Genomic DNA, 19,163 nt, shown 5'->3' on the forward strand with positions numbered 1-19,163 from the left:
GACCGTCGGTCTGCACGGCGTGCGCGACGGGAAGAGCTTCGGCTCCGCCGGGAATTGGCCGCACCTCCTCGAAACCGGACGCGCTCAGCCCAGTGCCCGGTCCAGGTTGAATGCCGCGCTGATCAGTGCGAGATGGGTGAACGCCTGCGGGAAGTTGCCGTTCTGCTCGCCCGTGCGGCCGATCTCCTCCGCGTACAGGCCGAGGTGGTTGGCGTACGTGAGCATCTTCTCGAACGCCAGCCTGGCCTCGTCCGGCCGGCCGGCGCGGACCAGGGCCTCGACGTACCAGAAGGAGCAGATCGAGAACGTGCCCTCCTCGCCACGCAGCCCGTCCGGGCTGGCCTGCGGGTCGTAGCGGTAGACCAGGGAGTCCGAGACCAGTTCCTCGCCGAGCGCGTCCAGGGTCGTGAGCCACTTCGGGTCGGTCGGGGAGATGAACTTCGCCAGCGGCATCATCAGCAGGGCCGCGTCGAGGACGCTGTCGTCCTCGTGTTGCACGAAGGCGTTGCGCTCGGCCGACCAGCCGCGCCGCATGATCCGCCGGTAGATCCCGTCGCGGACGCCGCCCCAGCGCGCCATGTCCGCGGGCAGCCCCCGGCGGCGGGCGATGCGCATGGCGCGCTCGATCGCGACCCAGCACATCAGCCGGGAGTAGAGGAAGCACTTGCGTCCGCCGCGCGTCTCCCAGATGCCCTCGTCGGGCTGGTCCCAGTTCTCGCAGACCCACTCGACGATGCCGCAGACGTGGTCCCACTGCTCGCTGGAGATCGGCTCGCCCCATTTGTCGTAGAGGTAGATCGAGTCGATGAGCGCGCCGTAGATGTCGAGCTGGAGCTGGTCCACCGCGTTGTTGCCGACGCGGACGGGGGAGGAGGCCAGGTACCCCTCGAGATGGCGCAGTTCGCGCTCCGGCAGGTCACGGCGGCCGTCGATCCCGTACATGATCTGCAGGGGGCCTCCGTCGCCGCACGAGACGCACACGTGCTCGGTCAGGAACCGCATGAACGCCTGGGCCTCGTCGGTGAAGCCCAGCCGGAGCAGGGCGTAGACGCAGAAGGCCGCGTCGCGGACCCAGACGTAGCGGTAGTCCCAGTTGCGCTCGCCGCCGATCTGCTCGGGCAGGCTCGTCGTGGGCGCGGCCACGATGGCGCCGGTGGGGGCGTAGGTGAGCAGTTTGAGCGTCAGGGCGGAGCGGTGCACCATCTCGCGCCAGCGGCCGCGGTAGCGCGACGTGGAGAGCCAGCGCCGCCAGTAGCGCACCGTCGCCTCGAACGCCTCCTCGGCCGTGGCGGTGGGGCACTCCTGCGGCACGAGGTCGCTGCCGAGCCGGTCGAGCGCGAAGACGGCCGTCTCCCCCTCGTGCAGTTTGAACAGCGACCACACGTCCCGGCCGTCGGTCTCGACCGGCACGCTGGAGGTGAGCGAGAGGCTCAGCGCGGGCGACTCGAAGACCGGAGAGGCGCCCTCCATGCGGACGGTGTGGGTCTGGCAGCCGTAGTCGAAGCGCGGCGCGACCACCGCCCGGAACGGCAGGGAGCCGCGGACACAGACCACCCGGCGGATCAGCCGGTGCCGGTCGGCCTCGCGCGAGTCGTCGGCGATGGGCATGAAGTCCTGGATCTCGCCGACTCCGTCCTCCGCGAAGAAGCGCGTGATGAGCACGTTCGTGTCGGGGAAGTAGAACTGCTTCGTCCGGGCCGGTACGTCCGGTGCCAGCTCGAAGCGGCCGCCCTTCTCGGCGTCGAGGATCGAGGCGAAGACACTGGGTGCGTCGAAGCGGCCGCAGCAGTACCAGTCGATCGTGCCGTTGGTACCGACGAGGGCGGCACTGCGGAGGTCACCGATCAGTCCGTGTTCGGAGATCGGCAGGTATCGGGGGGTGCCGGGGCCCCCGGGAGCGCCCGCTTCGCGGGCCGCCTCGTACGCCGGCGCCTCAGCGGTCACAGGTCGGTCCTCCCTCTGCCTCGCGGCAAATGCGCCCGTACCTCGCATTTCATGGTAGGTCGACTTGTCGACTGATGGAGGTCGGCGTCGGGAGGGCCTCCGAGCGTCGGGCATCCGGGAAGCCGAGCGCCGGGGATCCGGGCGGGCCTGCGCCGGCAGGGGCCGGGGACGGCGTCCGGGGACGCCGCCCCCGGGACGGTGTCACCGTCGGTGGAGTGGCGGTGACACCGTGCTTCGAGGTGGCCCGGCGGAGGGCGTGTGCGTCAGAAGACGAACGGGCCGGGGTCCTGTGGCGAGGTGGCGTTGCAGGTCGCGGTGATGCCGAAGACGACGACCTTGAGGGACGCCGCCTCCAGGCTGTCTCCCGTGGCGACCGTGCCGTTCAGCGGCCCGGTGGAGACCGCGCCACCGGCAGGGATCGCCGGGTTGGCGTTGCCGGTGAACGTCGTCGTGCCGGAGCCGTTCCTGGTCAGCGCGAGGGTCGAGCTGACGGAGTTGGCGGAGAGGGGGAAGGGCGACTTGATGGCGGAGGTGGACAGGGTGATGGTGGCCGCGGTGCCGTCCTGGGTGGCCGTGAGCGAGGCCTCGCCGGATCCGAACGAGCCGCAGTCGAACGACAGGGTCGCCGTCGTGGGCTCGACCGCGAGCGCTGCCGGGGCCAGGGCGAGGACGCCGACGGCCGTCGCGGCGAGCAGGGCCGTGCCGGTACCGAGTGTGCGGTGCTTCATCGGGGGTCCCGCCTTCGTGTGTGGGGGTCACGGGATGGCGTCGCCGACCGCCGCTGCCTGCGTGGGCACCGGCCCCGCAGCAAGGGGGGCCGATGGGCAGTCAGGGACGGTTGTCATTGGGGCAGGAACTCCCGGAGAAGGCAAGGATGCCGACCGAGATTGTTGGCATGTATCGGTCAATTCCAGCCGCCCGGGCGGCTGCGGGGAGACCGCGGTTCCGGGAGGAGGCCGAGGCATCGGCGGGGGCCGCGGATCCGGCCGGATTCCCGTCCTGCGGGTTGCGGCGCGTGAGGGTGACGCGCCGCGAGTGGCGCAAGGTGCGAGGCGCCGGACCGCGCCCCGGCCGGCACGGGCCGGGGAAGCTCCGCGAGCCCGCGGCCGGCCAAGTCACCTCGTCCAACCGGGCCGGCTCCGATGCCCGCGGCGCTGACCGGCTCGGGTCGCCCGCGGTGCTCGCTCGACGAGGATGTCCGCGTCGTTCACCCGATCCGGGTGTCGGCGGCGCTGACGGGCTCGCGTCGCCCGCGGTGCTCGCTCGACGAGGGTGTCGGGGTGTCGGCGCCGTTCAGCCGATGCGGGTGCCCGCGCCGCTCACCCGCACCCTCGGGTCGCCCGCGTACAGCGTCACCGTCAGTTGCCCCGGCCGCCCGAGGTCCTCGCCCTGGTGCAGGGTGAGCACCGCGTCCTCGGGCACCAGCCCGAGCTCGCGGGCGTACGCACCGAAGGCGGCCGCCGCGGCGCCCGTGGCCGGGTCCTCCACGACTCCTCCGACGGGGAACGGGTCGCGCACGTGGAACACGGTCGTCGACTCCCGCCACACCAGTTGCACGGTGGTGAGGTCCAGCCGGAGCATCAGGGCCTCCAGGCGGTCGACGTCGTACGCGAGGTCCGCGAGGCGCTCGCGGGTCGCGGCGGCGAGGACGAGATGGCGGGCGCCGGCGAAGGCGACACGCGGCGGGAAGGCCGGGTCCAGGTCTCCGGAGCCGGTCCAGTCGAGTGCGGCGAGCGCCTCGGCGAGGTCGTCGTCCGTGATCCCTTCGACGCTCGGTACGACGCTGGTGAGCGTGGCCCGGAGCGCGCCGTCCCGCTCCGTGACCTCCACCGGGACGATCCCCGCGCGGGTGGTGAACTCCAGTTCTCCGGGACCGATGCGTTCGGCGAGGGCGATGGCGGCGGCGACGGTCGCGTGACCGCAGAACGGGACCTCGGCCTTGGGGCTGAAGTAGCGGATGGTGAAGGCCCGCTCGCCCTCTGGGGCGAGGAACGCGGACTCGGAGTACCCGAGCTCGGCGGCGACGGCGAGCATCTCGGCGTCGGCGAGGGTGGAGGCGTCGAGGACCACGCCCGCGGGGTTGCCGCCGGTGGGCTCGGTGGAGAACGCGGTGTACCGGAGGACGTCGGGGCGTGCGTCTGAGCTCATGCCGCACCCAACACCGCGCCCGTGCGGGCTGTTCCCGCGGCGCGGCGCTTTCTCGTGCGGCTGAGCTGCTCGCAGCTGCCGCGGGCGGTGCGGGGGCGTTCCGGGTCGAGGGGCGTGCCGGCGCCGGGCCGTGCGGGCCGTTCCGTCGGTGTGAAGCTCCTCGTGTGCTCCCGCCGGCCGGTGCGCGTGCGTCGGGCCCGACGGTTGGTGCCGGCCGGGCTACCGCGTGCCTCTGGCCGGTGCGCCCCGCCCAGGCTCGCCCGGCGTGACGGTCCGGCCGGGGGAGGGGCTGCTCGGCATGACGGTCCCCCGGGGTGAGGCCACGCCCGTACCTCCGGGGAGGGCCCGCCCCGGCGGGAGCCCGGCCGCGGACCGAGGGTGGTCCGGGTGCCGCGGCCCCGGCGAGGCGTCGACGCGCGGCGACGGGCCGTCGAAACAACGCGGGTCGGGCGAGGCCTCCCGTCAGCCGCGGCCGATGTACGGCATCGTCGTGGACATCACCGTCGCGAACTGCACGTTCGCCTCCAGGGGCAGCTCCGCCATGTGCAGCACCGTCCGTGCCACGTCGTCCACGTCCATGACCGGTTCGGGGGCGGTGCGGCCATCGGCCTGAAGGACGCCGGTCTCCATGCGGGCCGTCATCTCCGTGGCCGCGTTGCCGATGTCGATCTGGCCGCAGGCGATGCGGTAGGGACGGCCGTCCAGCGACAGGGACTTGGTGAGACCGGTGACGGCGTGCTTCGTCGCCGTGTACGCCACCGAGTGCGGACGCGGCGCGTGTGCGGAGATGGAGCCGTTGTTGATGATGCGGCCGCCCTGCGGGTCCTGGTCCTTCATCACCCGGAACGCGGCCTGGGCGCACAGGAACGAACCCGTCAGATTGACGTCCACGACATGGCGCCATGCCTCGTGGGGGAGGTCCTCGAGGTGCACCCCGCCGGGGCCGAACGTGCCCGCGTTGTTGAAGAGCAGGTCCACACGCCCGAACCGCTCCCGCGCCGCGGTGAAGAGCGCCGTGACGGCGTCCGGGGACGTGATGTCCGTCGGGACGCAGAGTACGTCCGCCCCGCCGGCCAGTGAGGCCGTCTCTCCCAGTGCGTCCGCCCGCCGGCCCGCCAGCGCCAGCGACCAACCCGCGCCCGCGAACGCCAGGGCGACGCTGCGCCCGATGCCCGAGCCGGCGCCCGTGACCACCGCACTTCTCCGTTCTGCGTTCATGGCGCCGCAGCGTACGGCAGACGGGTCTCCGGGGTTCTCATCCGTCCGACACGCGGATGTTGTGTACCGGACAATCCACGGACGCCGGGCCCGGCTCAAATGCGGAGTGACAACGTCCGCAAGGGGAGGGCCAGATGACATCCGCACACCGCCACTCGGACGAACTCCGCGCCGTTGCCCGGCACGTGGGCCGCCGCCGCTTCCTGACCGTCACCGGAGCCGCGGCCGCGCTCGCCTTCGCCGTGAACCTGCCCGCTGCCGGCACCGCGGCCGCCGCCGAACTGGACGCCGGGAAACTCACCGAGGACCCGTTCGCGCTCGGCGTGGCGTCCGGAGACCCGCTGCCCGGTTCCGTACTGCTGTGGACGCGGCTCGCGCCCCGCCCGTACGAGCCCGGCGGCGGACTGCCCTCCGCCCGGATCCGGGTCGGCTGGGAGATCGCCCACGACGCCCGGTTCACCCGCGTCGCCAGACGCGGACAGACCACCGCACACCCCGAGTTCGACCACACCGTCCACGTGGACGTCACCGGACTCGACCCCGATCGCGTCTACCACTACCGCTTCCGCGCGGGCCGCTGGATCAGCCCCGTCGGCCGCACCCGCACCGCACCCCCTGCCGGTGCCCGGATCTCCGAGCTGAGGCTCGCGGCCGTCTCCTGCCAGGCGTACCACGACGGCTACTACACCGCGTACCGGCACCTCGCCGGCGAGGACCTGGACGCCGTCTTCCACCTCGGTGACTACCTCTACGAGTACGCCGTCAACGCCGTCGGCGGCGCCCGCAACCACACCGACCGGCTCCTGCCCGCCCATTTCAACCGCGAGACCGTCACCCTGGAGGACTACCGGCTGCGCTACGCGCTCTACCGCAGCGACCCGGACCTCGCCGCCGCGCACGCCGCCCATCCCTTCGTCGTCACCTGGGACGACCACGAGACCGAGAACAACTACGCGGGGGAGACGCCCGAGAACGACGTCCCGCCGGAGGAGTTCCTGCTGCGCCGCGCCGCCGCGTACCGCGCCTACTGGGAGAACCAGCCGCTGCGCAGACCGCAGCGGCCGGCCGGCCCGGACATGCGGCTCTACCGCCGGCTGCGGTTCGGCCGCCTCGCCCAGTTCGACGTGCTCGACACCCGTCAGTACCGCTCCGACCAGGCGTACGGCGACGGCTGGCAGACCCCGGGGCCCGAGTCCGAGGATCCGTCGCGCACGATGACGGGCGCGACGCAGGAGCGCTGGCTGCTCGACGGCTGGCGGGCCTCGGACGCGGTCTGGAACGTGGTGCCGCAGCAGGTCACGTTCGCCCAGCGGCGCAACCTCCCCACGCCCGACTACAAGCTCTCGATGGACTCCTGGGACGGCTACCCGGCCTCCAGGCAGCGGATCCTCGACGGTGCCGAGGCCGCCGGCATCGACAACCTCGTCGTCCTCACCGGCGATGTCCACGTCGGTTACGCGTTCGACCTGAAGAAGGACTTCGACGACCCGTCCTCGCGAACGGTCGGCACGGAGTTCGTCGCCACGTCCGTCAGCAGCGGAAAGGACGGCGCCGAGAAGCCCGCCAACTGGGACAACCTCACCCTGGCCAACCCGCACATGAGGTTCTACAACGGCCGCCGCGGTTATGTGACGGTCACACTGACCACCGAGCACGCCCGCGCGGACTTCCGTACGGTCTCCGCGGTGACGACCCCGGGCGCGCCGGTCACCACGGCCGCGTCCTTCGTCACCGAGGCCGGCGACCCCGGCCTCGTGCAGGTCTGACCGGGGCGGCCACTGCTGTTCCGGGAGGGGCGGGCCCGCACGTCTGAGGGGCGCGGGCCCGTGCTCCCGCCCGCCGGCGGGAAGTCCTTCCGTGGTTGGCTCCCGACTCGCACCCCGGCGAAGTCCCGCGCCGCCCGGTGGAAGGCCATCGCGACCACCCCGCGTCACCTCCTCGTCCGGCGACGCCGTCGGCTGCGCCGTGAGCGCCGCCGCGTTCCCGGCGGTCGCGCACCCCACCGCACCGCGTCACCCGTGGCCGTTCCTGGGTCCCCGGCCCCGCCCGGTCCCCGGTTCTCGGCTCGCCGGTGCTCCGTGGCCGATCCCGGCGGTGCCCGGGCACCGGCCGCGACCACTCCGGACGAGCTGAGAGCATATGGGGCGACGACCAGGACAGGAGCTGTTGATGCCGGAGAGCGGGCCGCCCACCCCAGAGCACATATCCCCCGCCGCGTCCGGCCCGTTGCCGGTACCTCCTCCCTCTCCGGTACCTGCTTCCTCTCCGGCGGCGGAAGCCACCCCGTCCCTGGCCGCGGTACCCGCCGCCGTCGCGGCCGCGCGCCGGGCCGGTCTGCTCGTCACCCTGGTCCTCGGCGGGCTCACCGCGCTCCCGCCGCTCTCCATGGACATGTACCTCCCGGCGCTCCCGGAGGTCACCGGCGATCTCCGCGCACCCGCCGCCACCGTCCAGCTCACCCTCACCGCCTGCCTCGCCGGGATGGCCCTCGGTCAGCTAGTCGTCGGCCCGATGAGCGACAGATGGGGCCGCCGCCGTCCGCTGCTCGCGGGCATGGCGGTGTACGTGGCCGCCACCGCTGCCTGTGCTCTCGCGACCGGCGCCGAGATGCTGATCGCCTTCCGGCTGCTCCAGGGACTGGCGGGGGCGGCCGGGATCGTCATCGCCAGGGCCGTCGTGCGCGACCTCTACGACGGCGTGGAGATGGCCCGCTTCTTCTCGACCCTGATGCTGGTCTCCGGAGTGGCCCCGATCGTGGCACCGCTCGTCGGTGCCCAGGTCCTCCGCGTCACCGACTGGCGGGGCGTCTTCCACGTCCTCACCGGGATCGGCGTGCTGCTCACCCTCGTCGTGGCGAAGTGGCTGCACGAGACGCTGCCTCCGGAGCGGCGCCACAGCGGCGGCGTGGGCCACGCCCTGCGCACCATGCGCGCGCTGGTCGCCGATCGGGTCTTCACCGGCTACACGCTGGCGGGCGGTCTCGCCTTCGCCGCGCTGTTCGCCTATCTCTCGGCCTCTCCGTTCGTGGTCCAGAGCCTCTACGGCGCCTCGCCCCAGACGTTCGGGCTGCTCTTCGCCGTCAACTCGATCGGCCTGGTCGCGGTGGGGCAGATCAACGGCAAGCTGCTGGTGGGCCGGGTCAGCCTGGACAAGGCACTGGGCTTCGGGCTCGCCGTGATCGCGCTGTCGGCCCTCGCGCTGCTGCTGGTCACCGCAGGCGTCTTCGGCGAGAGAGGGCTCCTTCCCGTGGCCGCCGGGCTCTTCGTCCTGATGTCGGCGATGGGCGTCACCCTGCCGAACACGAACGCCCAGGCCCTGATGCGCGCGCCGCACGCGGCCGGATCGGCGTCGGCGCTGCTCGGCACGTCCTCCTTCCTCGTCGGGGCGATCGCCTCCCCGCTCGTCGGGATCGCGGGCGAGGCGACGGCGGTGCCGATGGCGGTCGTCCAACTGGTGTGCGCGCTGGGTGCGGTGGGCTGCTTCCTGGGGCTGTGCCGGCCGTGGCGGGCGCGGGGGACCCGGGAAGCGGCGGTACGGTCGGCGGCCGAGGAAAAGGGCGAGACGGACAAGCGGGGCAAGGTGGGTGAGAGGGGCAAGGCCGGCCAGGACGGCAAGGCGGATGAGGAAGGCAAGGCGGACGAGGCCGGCCGGGACACGTAGCCGACGGGCTCGTGGGAACGGTCTCGTGGCGAGAACCGGCGGGACGCGCGGGAACGGACGCGCGGGAACGGACGCGCGGAAACCGGTTCGAGGGCACGGTCCCGCAGGCAGAGGGTGCCTGAGGCAGGTGACCCGTACCTCGGTGCCCCTCCTCGAGGCTCCTCGAGGTCAGGGGGCCGGGGCGGGACGATCCGCGCGGACGTAGCCGATCAGGTGCAGCCGGTCCCGGTTGTCCGTCCAGCGGAAGACGCCGACGCCCGAGGCCTCCGCCGCGGGCAGTCGTACGCTGCGGGGCAGCGGCTGGGGCACGCCCGTCGCGAGGTCCACGACGTGGGGCGCCCCGACGCCGGCCAGTGCCTCGGCGGGGCCGCGGGCGTCGGTCGCCCCGTAGGCGATTCCCGCGTCCGTGACCGTCGTCAGCGTGAGCGGACGCGTGCCGTCCGGCTCCTCGAAGCAGAGGCCGGTGCGTTTCTCCAGGTCGAAGGCGAGGTTCCCGGCGGCGAGGTAGCGCATCCGGGGGGAGAGCACGGCCTGCGGGTACGTCCCCGGCTCGATCGCCGGCTTGTGGCACTCGGCCGTGACCAGCGGCTTGCCCGACGCGGCGTCGTGCACCGCCCAGAGGTCGCGGGTGGTGGCCGCCTTGGTGCCCTTCGCCTTCTGCCAGCGCACGAGTAGCCGCCCGGAGGCCAGGGACACCGGTATCCCGTTCGCCCGGTCCGCGCCGCGGGGCGCGACGTTCCGGCTGAACCAGCCGTCGCGTACCCAGAACTCCCGGGCCCCGCGCACCAGCAGACCCTTCGCCGTCACTCCCTGGACCGCGGTGAGTTGCCGGCAGGTGGCGCAGCCCCTCGGCGGGCGCAGGTCCTCGGGCGCGACCACGGAGACCTCGCCGCTGTCGGGGTCGACGACCGCGCTGCGCGTGCCGCCGTCGCCGATGAGGATGCCGGGCCCGGTCCCGGAGACCGTGGGCGCGCCGGTCCAGGGCACCTCCACCCGCCGCCGCGAGCCGTCCACCGCGTCGTAGACGTCGAGGGAGACGAAGGGGCCCGAGGGCGTGAGGGAGCCGCGGCCCGTCTTCCCGTACGACCAGACGACGAAGTACTGCCGGTCGCCCTTGGCCACGGACAGCAGCCGCGGGAAGTTCTCCGCGCCGGAGAGCGGGGTGAAGGGGTCGCCGGACCAGCCGGGGCGTCCCGTGCCGGTGTAGAGCGTGCGCAGCCGGAAACGGGCGTCCTGCACCCGTTCCAGATGGGCGATGAGCCCGGACCGGGTGGCGAGCGCGTGGTCGGGCGAGGTGTCGGGGACCTCCCAGCCCCTGGCGGTGTCGTACCCGGCGGGGACGGTGAGCTCGGTGACCGGGCCGAAGACGCGCTTCCCCGGCCGCTTCGGCCCGTCGCCGCGGTCGTCGTCCTTCCCGCCTCCGCCGCCGCAGGTGGCGAGCAGAAGGATCATGGCCAGTACGGCGACGCCGGCCACCAGGGCCGCGCGCACGATCCTCTGTCTCATGGTCCCCCCGATGGGCGCTGCCGGGCACAACGGCCGTCAGATTAGCAACTGGGCGTGTACGCACAGTAGTTCGTCCGAGTGCTCGTTCCGGGGCGACCGCGCACCGGCCCGGGGAGCGGTGCCGTGCCGGGTGGCGACGACGGAAGGGCTCACCGGCATACGACGCCCCGCACGGCGCCTCGCGGGCGTTGCCGGAGTCGCCCGAGCGCTCCCGGGCACGAGGGCGCTCCCTCCGCCTCGTGGAGCGCCGTGCCGCGCCGGAGGGCGCTCCCTTCGCCTCGTGGAGCGCCGTGCCGGACGCCGCGGGCCTCGCGGGGCGACCCTTCCGGTCGCGCCCTAGAATTCGCCGGTGAACACAACCCTGCCCGACGCCCTCGCCGGTCTCCTCGACGGGCTGCCGCAGGGCCGAGCCGCCCAGGCGGTGGAGCGCCTGATCGCCAGCTACCGGGGGGACACTCCGACCGACGCGCCGGTGCTGCGCGACCGCGCCGATGTGGCCGCCTACGCCGCGTACCGGATGCCCGCGACCTTCGAGGCGGTGCGGTCCGCGCTCGACGCGCTCCGGGCGGCTGCGCCCGAGTGGACGCCCGCGACCCACACCGACATCGGTGGCGGTACGGGCGCGGCGAGCTGGGCGGTCGCCGACGCCTGGCCGGAGGGGGAGCACCGCACCACGGTCCTGGACTGGGCGGAGCCCGCGCTGGAGCTCGGCCGCGAGCTGGCGGCGTCCGCGGACTCGCCGGCGCTGCGGGGCGCGCGGTGGCGGCGGGCGCGGATCGGCGAGTCGATGGGGCTGGAGCCGGCGGACCTGATCACGGTCTCGTACGTGCTGAAGGAACTCGACGAGCGGAGCCGGGCGGCGGTCGTGCGCCAGGCCGCGGCGGCGGGACGGACCGTCCTGGTCGTGGAACCCGGCACACCGGACGGCTACGAGCGGATCATCGCGGCGCGTGACCTACTGGTGGACGCGGGGCTGCGGGTGGCGGCGCCGTGCCCGCACAGCGGGGAGTGCCCCATCGTGCCGGGTACGGACTGGTGCCATTTCGCGGCGCGGGTCAGCCGGTCGTCGCTCCACCGGCGGGTGAAGGGCGGCTCGCTTCCCTACGAGGACGAGAAGTTCGCTTACGTCGCCGCCACCAGCGACCCGGCGATCCCGGCGCCCTCCCGGGTGACGCGGAAGCCGCAGATCCGCAAGGGTCAGGTCCTGCTGGACCTGTGTTCCGCCGACGGCGCCCTCCACCGCGAAACGGTCGCCAAACGCCATGGCTCCCTCTACCGGGCGGCGCGCGACACGTCCTGGGGCGCCGCCTGGCCGCCGCCGGACGCCGAGGACGCCTGAGCCGGCCGGTTCGGGCCTGCCGGCGGGCGCCGGCCGGGCGCGGGGGTCGGTGGGGGCGGCGGACCGCCCCCGCCTTCGGCACTCAGGCGCGCAGCTCCTGGGTGCAGCACTTCACGCTGCCGCCGCCTTTCAGCAGTTCGCCCGTGTCCATCCCGATCGGTTCGAAGCCCCGTGCCCGCAGGGGGTCGAAGAGGCCCAGGGCCGCCTGCGGCAGCAGGACGTGGCGGCCGTCGCTGACCGCGTTGAGGCCGAAGGCCGCCGCGTCCGCATCGCGGGCGACGAGGGCGTCGGGGAAAAGGCGGGCGAGGACCGCGCGGCTGCCCGGGGAGAAGGCGCCGGGGTAGTACATGATCTCGTCCGTCTCGTCGTCGAGGACCGACAGCGCGGTGTCCAGGTGGTAGTAGCGGGGGTCCACCAGATCGAGCCCGATCACCGGCCGTCCGAAGAACTCCTGCGCCTCGTCGTGGGACAGCGGGCTCGACCGGAAGCCCCGGCCCGCCAGCACATAGGTCGAGGTCACCGCGAAGTCGCCCTCGCCCTCGTTGATGTGGGCCGGTTCGTGGATCTCGGTGAAACCGTGGGCGCGGAACCACTCGAGATGGGCGTCCGCCTCCGCGGCCCGCTCGGGGAAGGCGAAGCGCGCGCCGAGCACCCGGCCGTCGACCACGGTGGCGCCGTTCGCGGCGAAGACCATGTCCGGCAGGTCCTCGCGGGGTTCGAGCACTTCGACGGTGTGGCCGAGCGCGCGGTAGCGGTCGCGCAGGACCTCCCACTGGGTCATCGCCAGCGACAGGTCGACGGGCTTCCCGGGGTCCATCCAGGGGTTGATGGAGTACGTCACCTCGAAGTGCGTGGGTGGGCACATGAGGTAGCGGCGGGATCTGGCGTCACGAGGCAATGCGGGCTCCTCACGGACGACTGGGCGCACGGTTGTGCGTGAGGCCATGGTGCGGCCTCCGGCGCTTTCGCGCAGTGATCCGATCGGGTGGTTCATCGGACGTACGCCTGATATGAACCAAGACGATACGTCTCGTCGCGGTCATTGCTAGATTGGGCCCATGCCAGAGAGCAGGAAGCCCGACTCCTCACGCCGCAGCGAGCGTTCCCGCCGCGCCATCTACGAAGCCGCCCTCGCGCTCGTCGGCGAGGCCGGCTACACCCGGACGACGATCGAGGGTATCGCCGCCCGCGCCGGCGTCGGCAAGCAGACCATCTACCGCTGGTGGCCCTCAAAGGCCGCCGTCCTCCTGGAGGCATTCCTCGACGTCGCCGAGCAGGCCGCCCGGGGCGAGCACGCCCTCCCCGACACCGGGGACCTGGAGCAGGACCTGAAGCTCGTGCTGCGCGCCACCGTCGACGAACTCAACTCGCCCGTCTACGACGCCCCCGCACGCGCCCTCGCCGCCGAGAGCGTCGTGGACCCCGCCCTCGCCGCCCAGTTCGTGGAGAAGGTCCTCGAACCGCAGCTGGAGCTGTACGTGCACAGGCTGCGCGCGGCCCAGGACGCCGGACAGACGAGCCCCGGCATCGACCCCCGTATCGCCCTGGAACTGCTCGTGGGACCGCTGGCCCACCGCTGGCTGCTGCGGACCCTGCCCCTCACACACGAGTACGCCGACAGGGTCGTCGAGTACGCCCTGCGCGGGCTGGCCCCCCGCCCTTGACCGGCCCCGCCTCCGCCCCCGACCGGCGATTCGGCCACTCGATCGGGGGGTGCGGCCACCCGGCGCGTCCGATGGTGGGACGATGGCAGCAGTGCCGACGCGCGGCCGTGCCCGCGCGAGCCGGGGCGAGCAGGGAGATGTGAGGGGATAGATGGGCGACGGCAACGGCCGCTACCGCGGCACGGAGAGCAGGCTTTCCTGGGACAACCGGCTGCCGCAGTGGCTGCGCCGCCGCTCCCGGGAGGACGCCGCCGGCGCCGCGTCCGGCCGGGCCCGGTACCGTCTCGACCAGCTTCTGGCGGCGGCAGCCGCGGGACTCCCGCTGGCGCCGGCCGCGCACCCCTCGGGATACAGCTGCTCCTGTGAGCGCATCGGCTGTCCGACGCCGGCCCGGCACCCCGTCTCGTTCGCCTGGCAGACCCAGTCCACGCACGACCACGCCTCCGTCGAGCGCTGGGCGGAGGACCAGCCCGAGGCGAACTTCATCACCGCCACCGGCATGGTCCACGACGTCCTCGACGTACCGCTGGAGGCCGGCCGAGCCGCGCTGGAGCGGCTGCTCGCGGACGGCACCGAGGTCGGTCCGGTCACCGAGTCCGGAGAAGGGCGGATGCTGTTCTTCACCGCGACCCGCGGCACGCCCGAGGACGAGGACGAGTGGTGGCCCTGCGAACTCGACTGCCATCCCGGGACGATGGACGAGCATCCGGGCCTGCGCTGGCACAGCCGCGGCAGTTACGTCCTCGTACCGCCCTCGCGGCTCCCCGGCGATCTCGGTGTCGCCTGGGTGCGCGGCCCCGAGCACCCGCTCCCTGACCCGCTGACCCTGCTGGAGGCACTGGCGGACGCCTGCACCAGGTACGCCGAGACCGGGCAGCACGACCCGGAACACCACTCGGTGGCCTGGCCGCTGAGCCGCTGAGCGTTGCGCCGCCGTATCGCGTCTCCGCGCGCCGTCGAGCCGCCGGCCGTCGCGTTGCGTCTCCCGCGCCGCTGAGTCGTTCAGGCGCTCCGCCTTCGCGCGCTCGTGACCGCCGAGTCGCCCGGCCCCTTCCGCCCGCCCTTGGTTGCCCCTGGCGCCCCGTGCCCTGGCGCTCCTGAGCACGCCACGCCCGGAAGGACCCGCGCGGTGCTACGAGCCGCGCGCCGCCGTCACACCCTGCAGCCGGCTGATGATCCGCACCGGCGGGCCGACGGCACCCTTCGGGGCCACCGTCACCGCCTGGCTCGACACCCACTCCTTGGTGAGCGTGCTCTTCACCTCACCGCTCATGAGCGCCTTCACGTCCGGGCTCACCTTGGGCCGGTAACCCTGCGCGGCCGTTTGCCGGTCGAAGTAGCGCAGTGCGAAGAACACCAGCGCCCCGCCGTCCTCCGTGGCCAGCCCGAGGGGCGCGAAGTCCCCGGTGTCCAGCGCTTGGTCGACGTACTGCGTGCTCAGCCCCGCCCGCCGGCCGTTCTGCTCGCGCACCTGCCGCCATCCGCTCGTGTGCGCGCCGTCGGCGAAGTGCTGCGGCTTGCCGGTCCGCAGGTACGACGCGTACTCCTCGCTGAGGTCGCGCGGGGTGACGGCCGTCGCGCCGGAGTCCGGGGCCACCGGCTCCGCCCAGCCCTCCTGGTCCGTGCGGACCTTCGGCACCTCGCCCGGCGAGAGGATCGCCAGATACGCGGCCTCCCACAGCTGCTTGTTGCTGTTCTTGACGAACACGATCAGCCAGCGGCTGTCCTGGTCGCCCGAGTCGGTGTCCCGGTTGCTGTCGGCGTCCGCCACGAAGAAGCGCGGCCAGCCCGCCTTCTTGGGGATGTGGTACGTCGTGTCGCTGAGCTCCAGCGGGCGGTGCCGTGGATTGCCGCCGGGCGTGGTGATGCTGCGGGCCTTCAGGCCCGCCTGGTTGATGGCGCCCAGCGCGCCCGTGACCCGGCCCGCGTCGAGGGCCGGGTCGTATGCCTTGTCGGCCGCGTTGTAGGCGTCGGTGAAGTCCTGGAGGGCCTGCTCGGCCTCAGCATTCGTCGCCGACGGTACGACCTCCAGCTCGCCGTGCACCGTCACGCACCCGCTCGCCGTCAGCGACAGCACCGTCACCGCCGCGAGCCCCGCCGCCGCCCGACCCAGCCTGCTCATCGGTTGCCTTCTGTTCCTCGCCGCCCCGCACTGACCGTCCGAACCCTACCGGGGCGAGGAACAGCGTGAGTGCCGGGACCAGATACAGCGCCCACACCGTGACCTGGAGGACGGTCGGGTTCGGCTGGAAGTTGAACACGCCCTTCAGCAGGGTGCCGTACCAGCTGTCCGGGGGGACGGTGGCGCTGATGTCGAACGCCTTGTCGGCGAGGCCGCCCAGGAAACGGGCCTCCTGGAGATCGTGCACCCCGTAGGCCAGCACACCGGCGGCCACGACCACCAGCATCCCGCCGGTCCAGGTGAAGAACTTCGCCAGGCTGATCCGCAGGGCACCCCGGTAGCACAGCCGGCTGAGCAGCACGGCCGTCGTGATGCCGAGCACGACACCGGCGAGCGGCGCGGACGAGCCGGCGGTGTCCGCCGCCGAACGGACCGCCGCCCAGACGAACAGGGCCGTCTCCAGGCCCTCCCGGCCCACCGCCAGGAACGCCGTGGCGACCAGCGCACCGGTGCCCATCCGCAGCGCTGCGTCCAGTCTGCCGTGCGGTTCGGCCCTCGGCTGCCGCGCGTTGCGCCGCATCCAGAACACCATCCAGGTGACCGGGCAGACCGTGACGATCGACAGGGTGCCGCCCAGCAGCCCCTGGGCCTCGAACGTCAGCTCCTGGGAACCGAATTCGAGGGCCGCGCCGAAGGCGAGGGACACCCCGCAGGCGACGCCGATGCCGGCCCACACCGGCTTCAGCGCGTCCCGGCGGTCCGTCCTGACCAGATGGGCGACCAGGATGCAGACGACCAGTCCGGCCTCCAGCCCCTCGCGCAGCCCGGTCAGATAGTTGCCGAACACGGCAGGTCCCTTCCGCTCACGAGAACAGCGCCCGGCCCCACCAGTCGTCCTTGTCCCGAACGCCCGGAGGGGCCGCACGGAGCGCCGAACCCACGTGCTGGATGTACTCGTTGAGGTCGTCGGCGGCCGGACTCCGCTGCACCGGGACGAAGCCGTGGGCGACGTCCCGCTGGTGGGCGAGGAAGAACAGGCCCGCGTCGAACCGGCCGAGTCCGTCCGTGGAGTCCTCCGCGGTCACGGCGACGGCACCGCTTCCGTCCTCGGCAGCGCTCTTCCCGGCGCAGCCCGCGACGGCGGTGAGCGCGGAGAGCGCGGCGGCTGCGGTGACGACGGGCAGGCGGGCGGTTTGCATACGGGCTCCACGGGGGCGGCGGGGACGCGGGTGGGGCGGCAGGGCCGGTGAGGCGGGCCCAACCTATTCGAGCCTCACCTCCTCGGCACCGGCACGTCCAGTGATTCGGATCTCATCGCCGCACACCGCAAAAGGGAGGTCACAACATCGCCATGGCCGTCCTCCGGCGAGTCGAGTGCGGGTCAAGACCGATTCGGCACGATGTGCGGGGTGCCGGTACGCGGCTGCGGCAGCACCTCCACCGGCTGCCGGTAGACGTCGCCGAGCAGTTCGTCGCGGAACACTCGACAAGATCCCCGCCAAGCTGACCGAGGACGGCGCCGCACCGTTCGCCGGTCCGAACGGCCGGCCGTTCTACCAGCCGGGCACCCTCATCGACCCGGTGACGGTGGTCCTCTCCCTCGACCCGGACGTCGAACTGCCCGCCACCTCCGGTGGTACGTCGGGCGGTACCTCCGGTGGTGACACCGCGGGCGGTTCCACCACGACGGGCGGGGGGAGGGCCGGCGGTACCGCGGGCGGCTCCGTGGGCGGTGGCGGCGCCCTCGCCACCACCGGCTCCGAGGTCCCGGCGGGCGCGCTGCTCGCCGCGTCGGGCGCGATCGCCGCCGCGGGCTCCGGCGCGGTCGTCGCGGTCCGCCGCCGCGCCACCGCCCAGGGCTGACGCCCTCCTCGGCCCCCGGCAGGGTCGCGTCCCCCACCGAGCCGGTGGACGCGGCCCTGCCGGTCCGTGTCGTACGGGGATGCTTGAATGCCCGGGTGACACACGAACCACCCCGCGGCCTCGACGTCCTGCGCGTCTTCTGCTCCGGTGACGGCCGCCACGGCAACGCCCTCGGAGTCGTGCGCGACGGGCGGCCGTACCCCGACGAGCAGTCCCGCCGGGCGCTCGCGGCCGAACTGGGCTTCAGCGAGACCGTGTTCGTCGACGACCCCGAGCGCGGCGTCGTCGACATCCACACCCCGGGGGAGCGCCTGCCGTTCGCCGGCCATCCTCTCGTCGGGGTGGCCTGGCTGCTGGACCTGGAGACGGTGAACCCGCCGGCGGGGGAGGTGTGGGTGCGCTCCGACGGAGAGTTCACCTGGATCACCGCACCCGCCGAGTGGGCCCCGCCGCGTACCCTGCGCCGCTACGGCTCGGCGGCCGAGGTCGAGACATTGGAGGTGCCGCCGCCCGGCGAATGGACGTACGCATGGGCGTGGGAGGACGAGGCCGCGGGCCGGATCCGGGCCCGCGCCTTCCCCGGCCGGGGCGACGGCATCGACGAGGACGAGGCCACCGGCGCGGCGGCGCTGCTGCTGACCGAACAGCTCGGCCGCGCACTGAACATCACCCAGGGCCGCGGCTCCCAGCTCCTGACGGCCCCCGCGCCCGACGGCCTGATCGAACTCGGCGGCCGCGTACGGCTCGCGGGCCCCTGACGCATCGCGGCGGAGGCGCCCGACCCGCGAGTTTCGGCGCCCGGGGCACGCGGCGCGATGCCCGAGGGCGCGCCGCGTCGTCGCCCGCGGTCACGGTGGTCCCGCGGTGGCCTGCGGTCGCGCGGCGCCTTCGCGCCGCATGCGGTCTCGCGAGGTCCGTGGGCACGGGGCACTTGCGATACCCGCGGTCGCGCGACGTCCGTGGGCACGGGAAGCGCACCGGCGCCAGAAGCGCACCAGCACGGGCACGGGCCACGCGCGGTCCCGTCGCCGCGTCACGCCGCGCTGAGCGGGAACTCCCGGCCCAGCTCGCGGAACACCGCGCCGTTGAAGTCGAAGGCGCGCCTGCACTCGTCGATGATGCGCTGCTTCTCGAGGTCGTCCGCGTTCACCGCGTCCAGCAGCTCCCGGTAACCCCGCTTGAAGGCCGCCGGGTTGGGGATCTGCTCGAAGACGTAGAAGCGGACCCCGTCGCCCTTGCGGGCGAAGCCCCAGGTGCGCTCGGCCTTGTCGCGGATGATCTGGCCACCGGAGAGGTCCCCGAGGTAGCGGGTGTAGTGGTGGGCCACATAGCCCGCCGGCCAGGTGAGGGCGCACTCCTCCACCCGGGCCGCGTACGCGGCCGTGGCGGGCAGCGGGCGCAGACCGACACGCCAGTCCGGGCCGCGAAGATGCGCCAGGTCCCGCTCCAGTTCGGCCGCGCGGAACAGCTCCGGCCGGATGAACGGCCCCGCGACCGGGTCGCCCTCGAGCGCGCCCGCCGAGTCCTCCAGTGCCCGGTACACGAACCACAGCTGCTCCGTGTAGCGGGCGTACGCCTCGACGGCCAGCCGGCCGCCGAGCAGATCGCTCATGAAGGTCGACGTCTCCGCCTCGGTGTGCTGTTCGTGCGACGCGACACGGATCAGGGTCGAGAACGGCGTGTCCAGCGTGTCCAAGGC

16 protein-coding genes and 1 pseudogene are annotated in these 19,163 nt (G+C 73.3%); 7 read left to right on the plus strand and 10 right to left on the minus strand.

The genetic code is table 11. The annotated features are described in order from the left end of the window. Positions 1–84: 84 nt before the first annotated feature. The 4 genes from O7595_RS24455 to O7595_RS24470 all read right to left on the minus strand — a co-directional run bounded on the left by O7595_RS24455 (position 85) and on the right by O7595_RS24470 (position 5,310). Positions 85–1,944 (minus strand): glycoside hydrolase family 15 protein, encoded by a 1,860-nt coding sequence (locus O7595_RS24455; protein ID WP_269730765.1) that lies wholly within the window; start codon positions 1,942–1,944, stop codon positions 85–87. A 263-nt stretch (positions 1,945–2,207) separates the two neighbouring features. Beyond that, a complete protein-coding gene (locus O7595_RS24460) occupies positions 2,208–2,672 on the minus strand; it encodes a hypothetical protein (RefSeq protein WP_269730766.1) in 465 nt (154 codons plus the stop codon). Positions 2,673–3,237: 565 nt separating this feature from the next. Further along, positions 3,238–4,092, minus strand: coding sequence for a PhzF family phenazine biosynthesis protein (locus O7595_RS24465; RefSeq protein ID WP_269730767.1), 855 nt, complete (start codon positions 4,090–4,092; stop codon positions 3,238–3,240). A gap of 462 nt (positions 4,093–4,554) precedes the next feature. Beyond that, a complete protein-coding gene (locus O7595_RS24470; protein ID WP_269730768.1) occupies positions 4,555–5,310 on the minus strand; it encodes an SDR family oxidoreductase in 756 nt (251 codons plus the stop codon). 134 nt (positions 5,311–5,444) lie between these two features. Here O7595_RS24470 and O7595_RS24475 point away from each other — a divergent pair, with 134 nt between their 5' ends. Together O7595_RS24475 and O7595_RS24480 are read left to right on the plus strand one after the other, a co-directional pair. Next, positions 5,445–7,076 (plus strand): alkaline phosphatase D family protein, encoded by a 1,632-nt coding sequence (locus O7595_RS24475; protein WP_269730769.1) that lies wholly within the window; start codon positions 5,445–5,447, stop codon positions 7,074–7,076. 403 nt (positions 7,077–7,479) lie between these two features. Continuing rightward, the gene (locus O7595_RS24480; RefSeq protein WP_269730770.1) at positions 7,480–8,970 is read left to right on the plus strand and encodes a multidrug effflux MFS transporter; all 1,491 of its coding nucleotides are present in this window, start codon (positions 7,480–7,482) and stop codon (positions 8,968–8,970) included. Between the two features lie 168 nt (positions 8,971–9,138). On the opposite strand, the gene O7595_RS24485 is transcribed toward O7595_RS24480, so the two are convergent. Beyond that, a complete protein-coding gene (locus O7595_RS24485) occupies positions 9,139–10,476 on the minus strand; it encodes a hypothetical protein (RefSeq protein ID WP_269730771.1) in 1,338 nt (445 codons plus the stop codon). 349 nt (positions 10,477–10,825) lie between these two features. Here O7595_RS24485 and O7595_RS24490 point away from each other — a divergent pair, with 349 nt between their 5' ends. Further along, positions 10,826–11,815, plus strand: a complete 990-nt coding sequence (locus O7595_RS24490) for a small ribosomal subunit Rsm22 family protein (protein ID WP_269730772.1) — start codon at positions 10,826–10,828, stop codon at positions 11,813–11,815. Positions 11,816–11,897: 82 nt separating this feature from the next. Here the strand turns inward: O7595_RS24490 and ddaH are convergent, their stop codons facing one another. Beyond that, positions 11,898–12,761, minus strand: coding sequence for a dimethylargininase (gene ddaH / locus O7595_RS24495; protein WP_443071716.1), 864 nt, complete (start codon positions 12,759–12,761; stop codon positions 11,898–11,900). 112 nt (positions 12,762–12,873) lie between these two features. Here ddaH and O7595_RS24500 point away from each other — a divergent pair, with 112 nt between their 5' ends. Both O7595_RS24500 and O7595_RS24505 read left to right on the plus strand, forming a co-directional pair. Beyond that, positions 12,874–13,479 carry a TetR/AcrR family transcriptional regulator gene (locus tag O7595_RS24500; protein WP_269730773.1) on the plus strand — a complete coding sequence of 202 codons (606 nt, stop codon included), beginning with the start codon at positions 12,874–12,876 and terminating at the stop codon, positions 13,477–13,479. A gap of 151 nt (positions 13,480–13,630) precedes the next feature. Continuing rightward, positions 13,631–14,401: a bifunctional DNA primase/polymerase gene (locus tag O7595_RS24505; RefSeq protein ID WP_269730774.1), complete on the plus strand. Its 771-nt coding sequence runs from the start codon at positions 13,631–13,633 to the stop codon at positions 14,399–14,401. 210 nt (positions 14,402–14,611) lie between these two features. On the opposite strand, the gene O7595_RS24510 is transcribed toward O7595_RS24505, so the two are convergent. From O7595_RS24510 to O7595_RS24520, 3 genes and pseudogenes are all read right to left on the minus strand, one after another. Beyond that, positions 14,612–15,523, minus strand: coding sequence for a hypothetical protein (locus O7595_RS24510; protein ID WP_269730775.1), 912 nt, complete (start codon positions 15,521–15,523; stop codon positions 14,612–14,614). Then, the gene (gene efeU, locus O7595_RS24515; protein WP_269730776.1) at positions 15,480–16,448 is read right to left on the minus strand and encodes an iron uptake transporter permease EfeU; all 969 of its coding nucleotides are present in this window, start codon (positions 16,446–16,448) and stop codon (positions 15,480–15,482) included. Before efeU ends, O7595_RS24510 begins: the two co-directional genes overlap by 44 nt. A 16-nt stretch (positions 16,449–16,464) precedes the next feature. After that, a pseudogene (locus O7595_RS24520) lies at positions 16,465–16,674 on the minus strand (deferrochelatase/peroxidase EfeB); the annotation flags it as partial. A gap of 508 nt (positions 16,675–17,182) precedes the next feature. Here O7595_RS24520 and O7595_RS24530 point away from each other — a divergent pair. Together O7595_RS24530 and O7595_RS24535 are read left to right on the plus strand one after the other, a co-directional pair. After that, a complete protein-coding gene (locus tag O7595_RS24530) occupies positions 17,183–17,464 on the plus strand; it encodes a hypothetical protein (RefSeq protein WP_269730777.1) in 282 nt (93 codons plus the stop codon). A gap of 95 nt (positions 17,465–17,559) precedes the next feature. Further along, positions 17,560–18,222, plus strand: coding sequence for a PhzF family phenazine biosynthesis protein (locus O7595_RS24535; protein WP_269730778.1), 663 nt, complete (start codon positions 17,560–17,562; stop codon positions 18,220–18,222). 275 nt (positions 18,223–18,497) lie between these two features. Here the strand turns inward: O7595_RS24535 and O7595_RS24540 are convergent, their stop codons facing one another. Continuing rightward, a complete protein-coding gene (locus O7595_RS24540; protein WP_269732610.1) occupies positions 18,498–19,151 on the minus strand; it encodes a biliverdin-producing heme oxygenase in 654 nt (217 codons plus the stop codon). Positions 19,152–19,163: the final 12 nt, after the last annotated feature.

It is taken from the genome of Streptomyces sp. WMMC940 (assembly GCF_027460265.1).
Classification (GTDB): Bacteria; Actinomycetota; Actinomycetes; order Streptomycetales; family Streptomycetaceae; genus Streptomyces.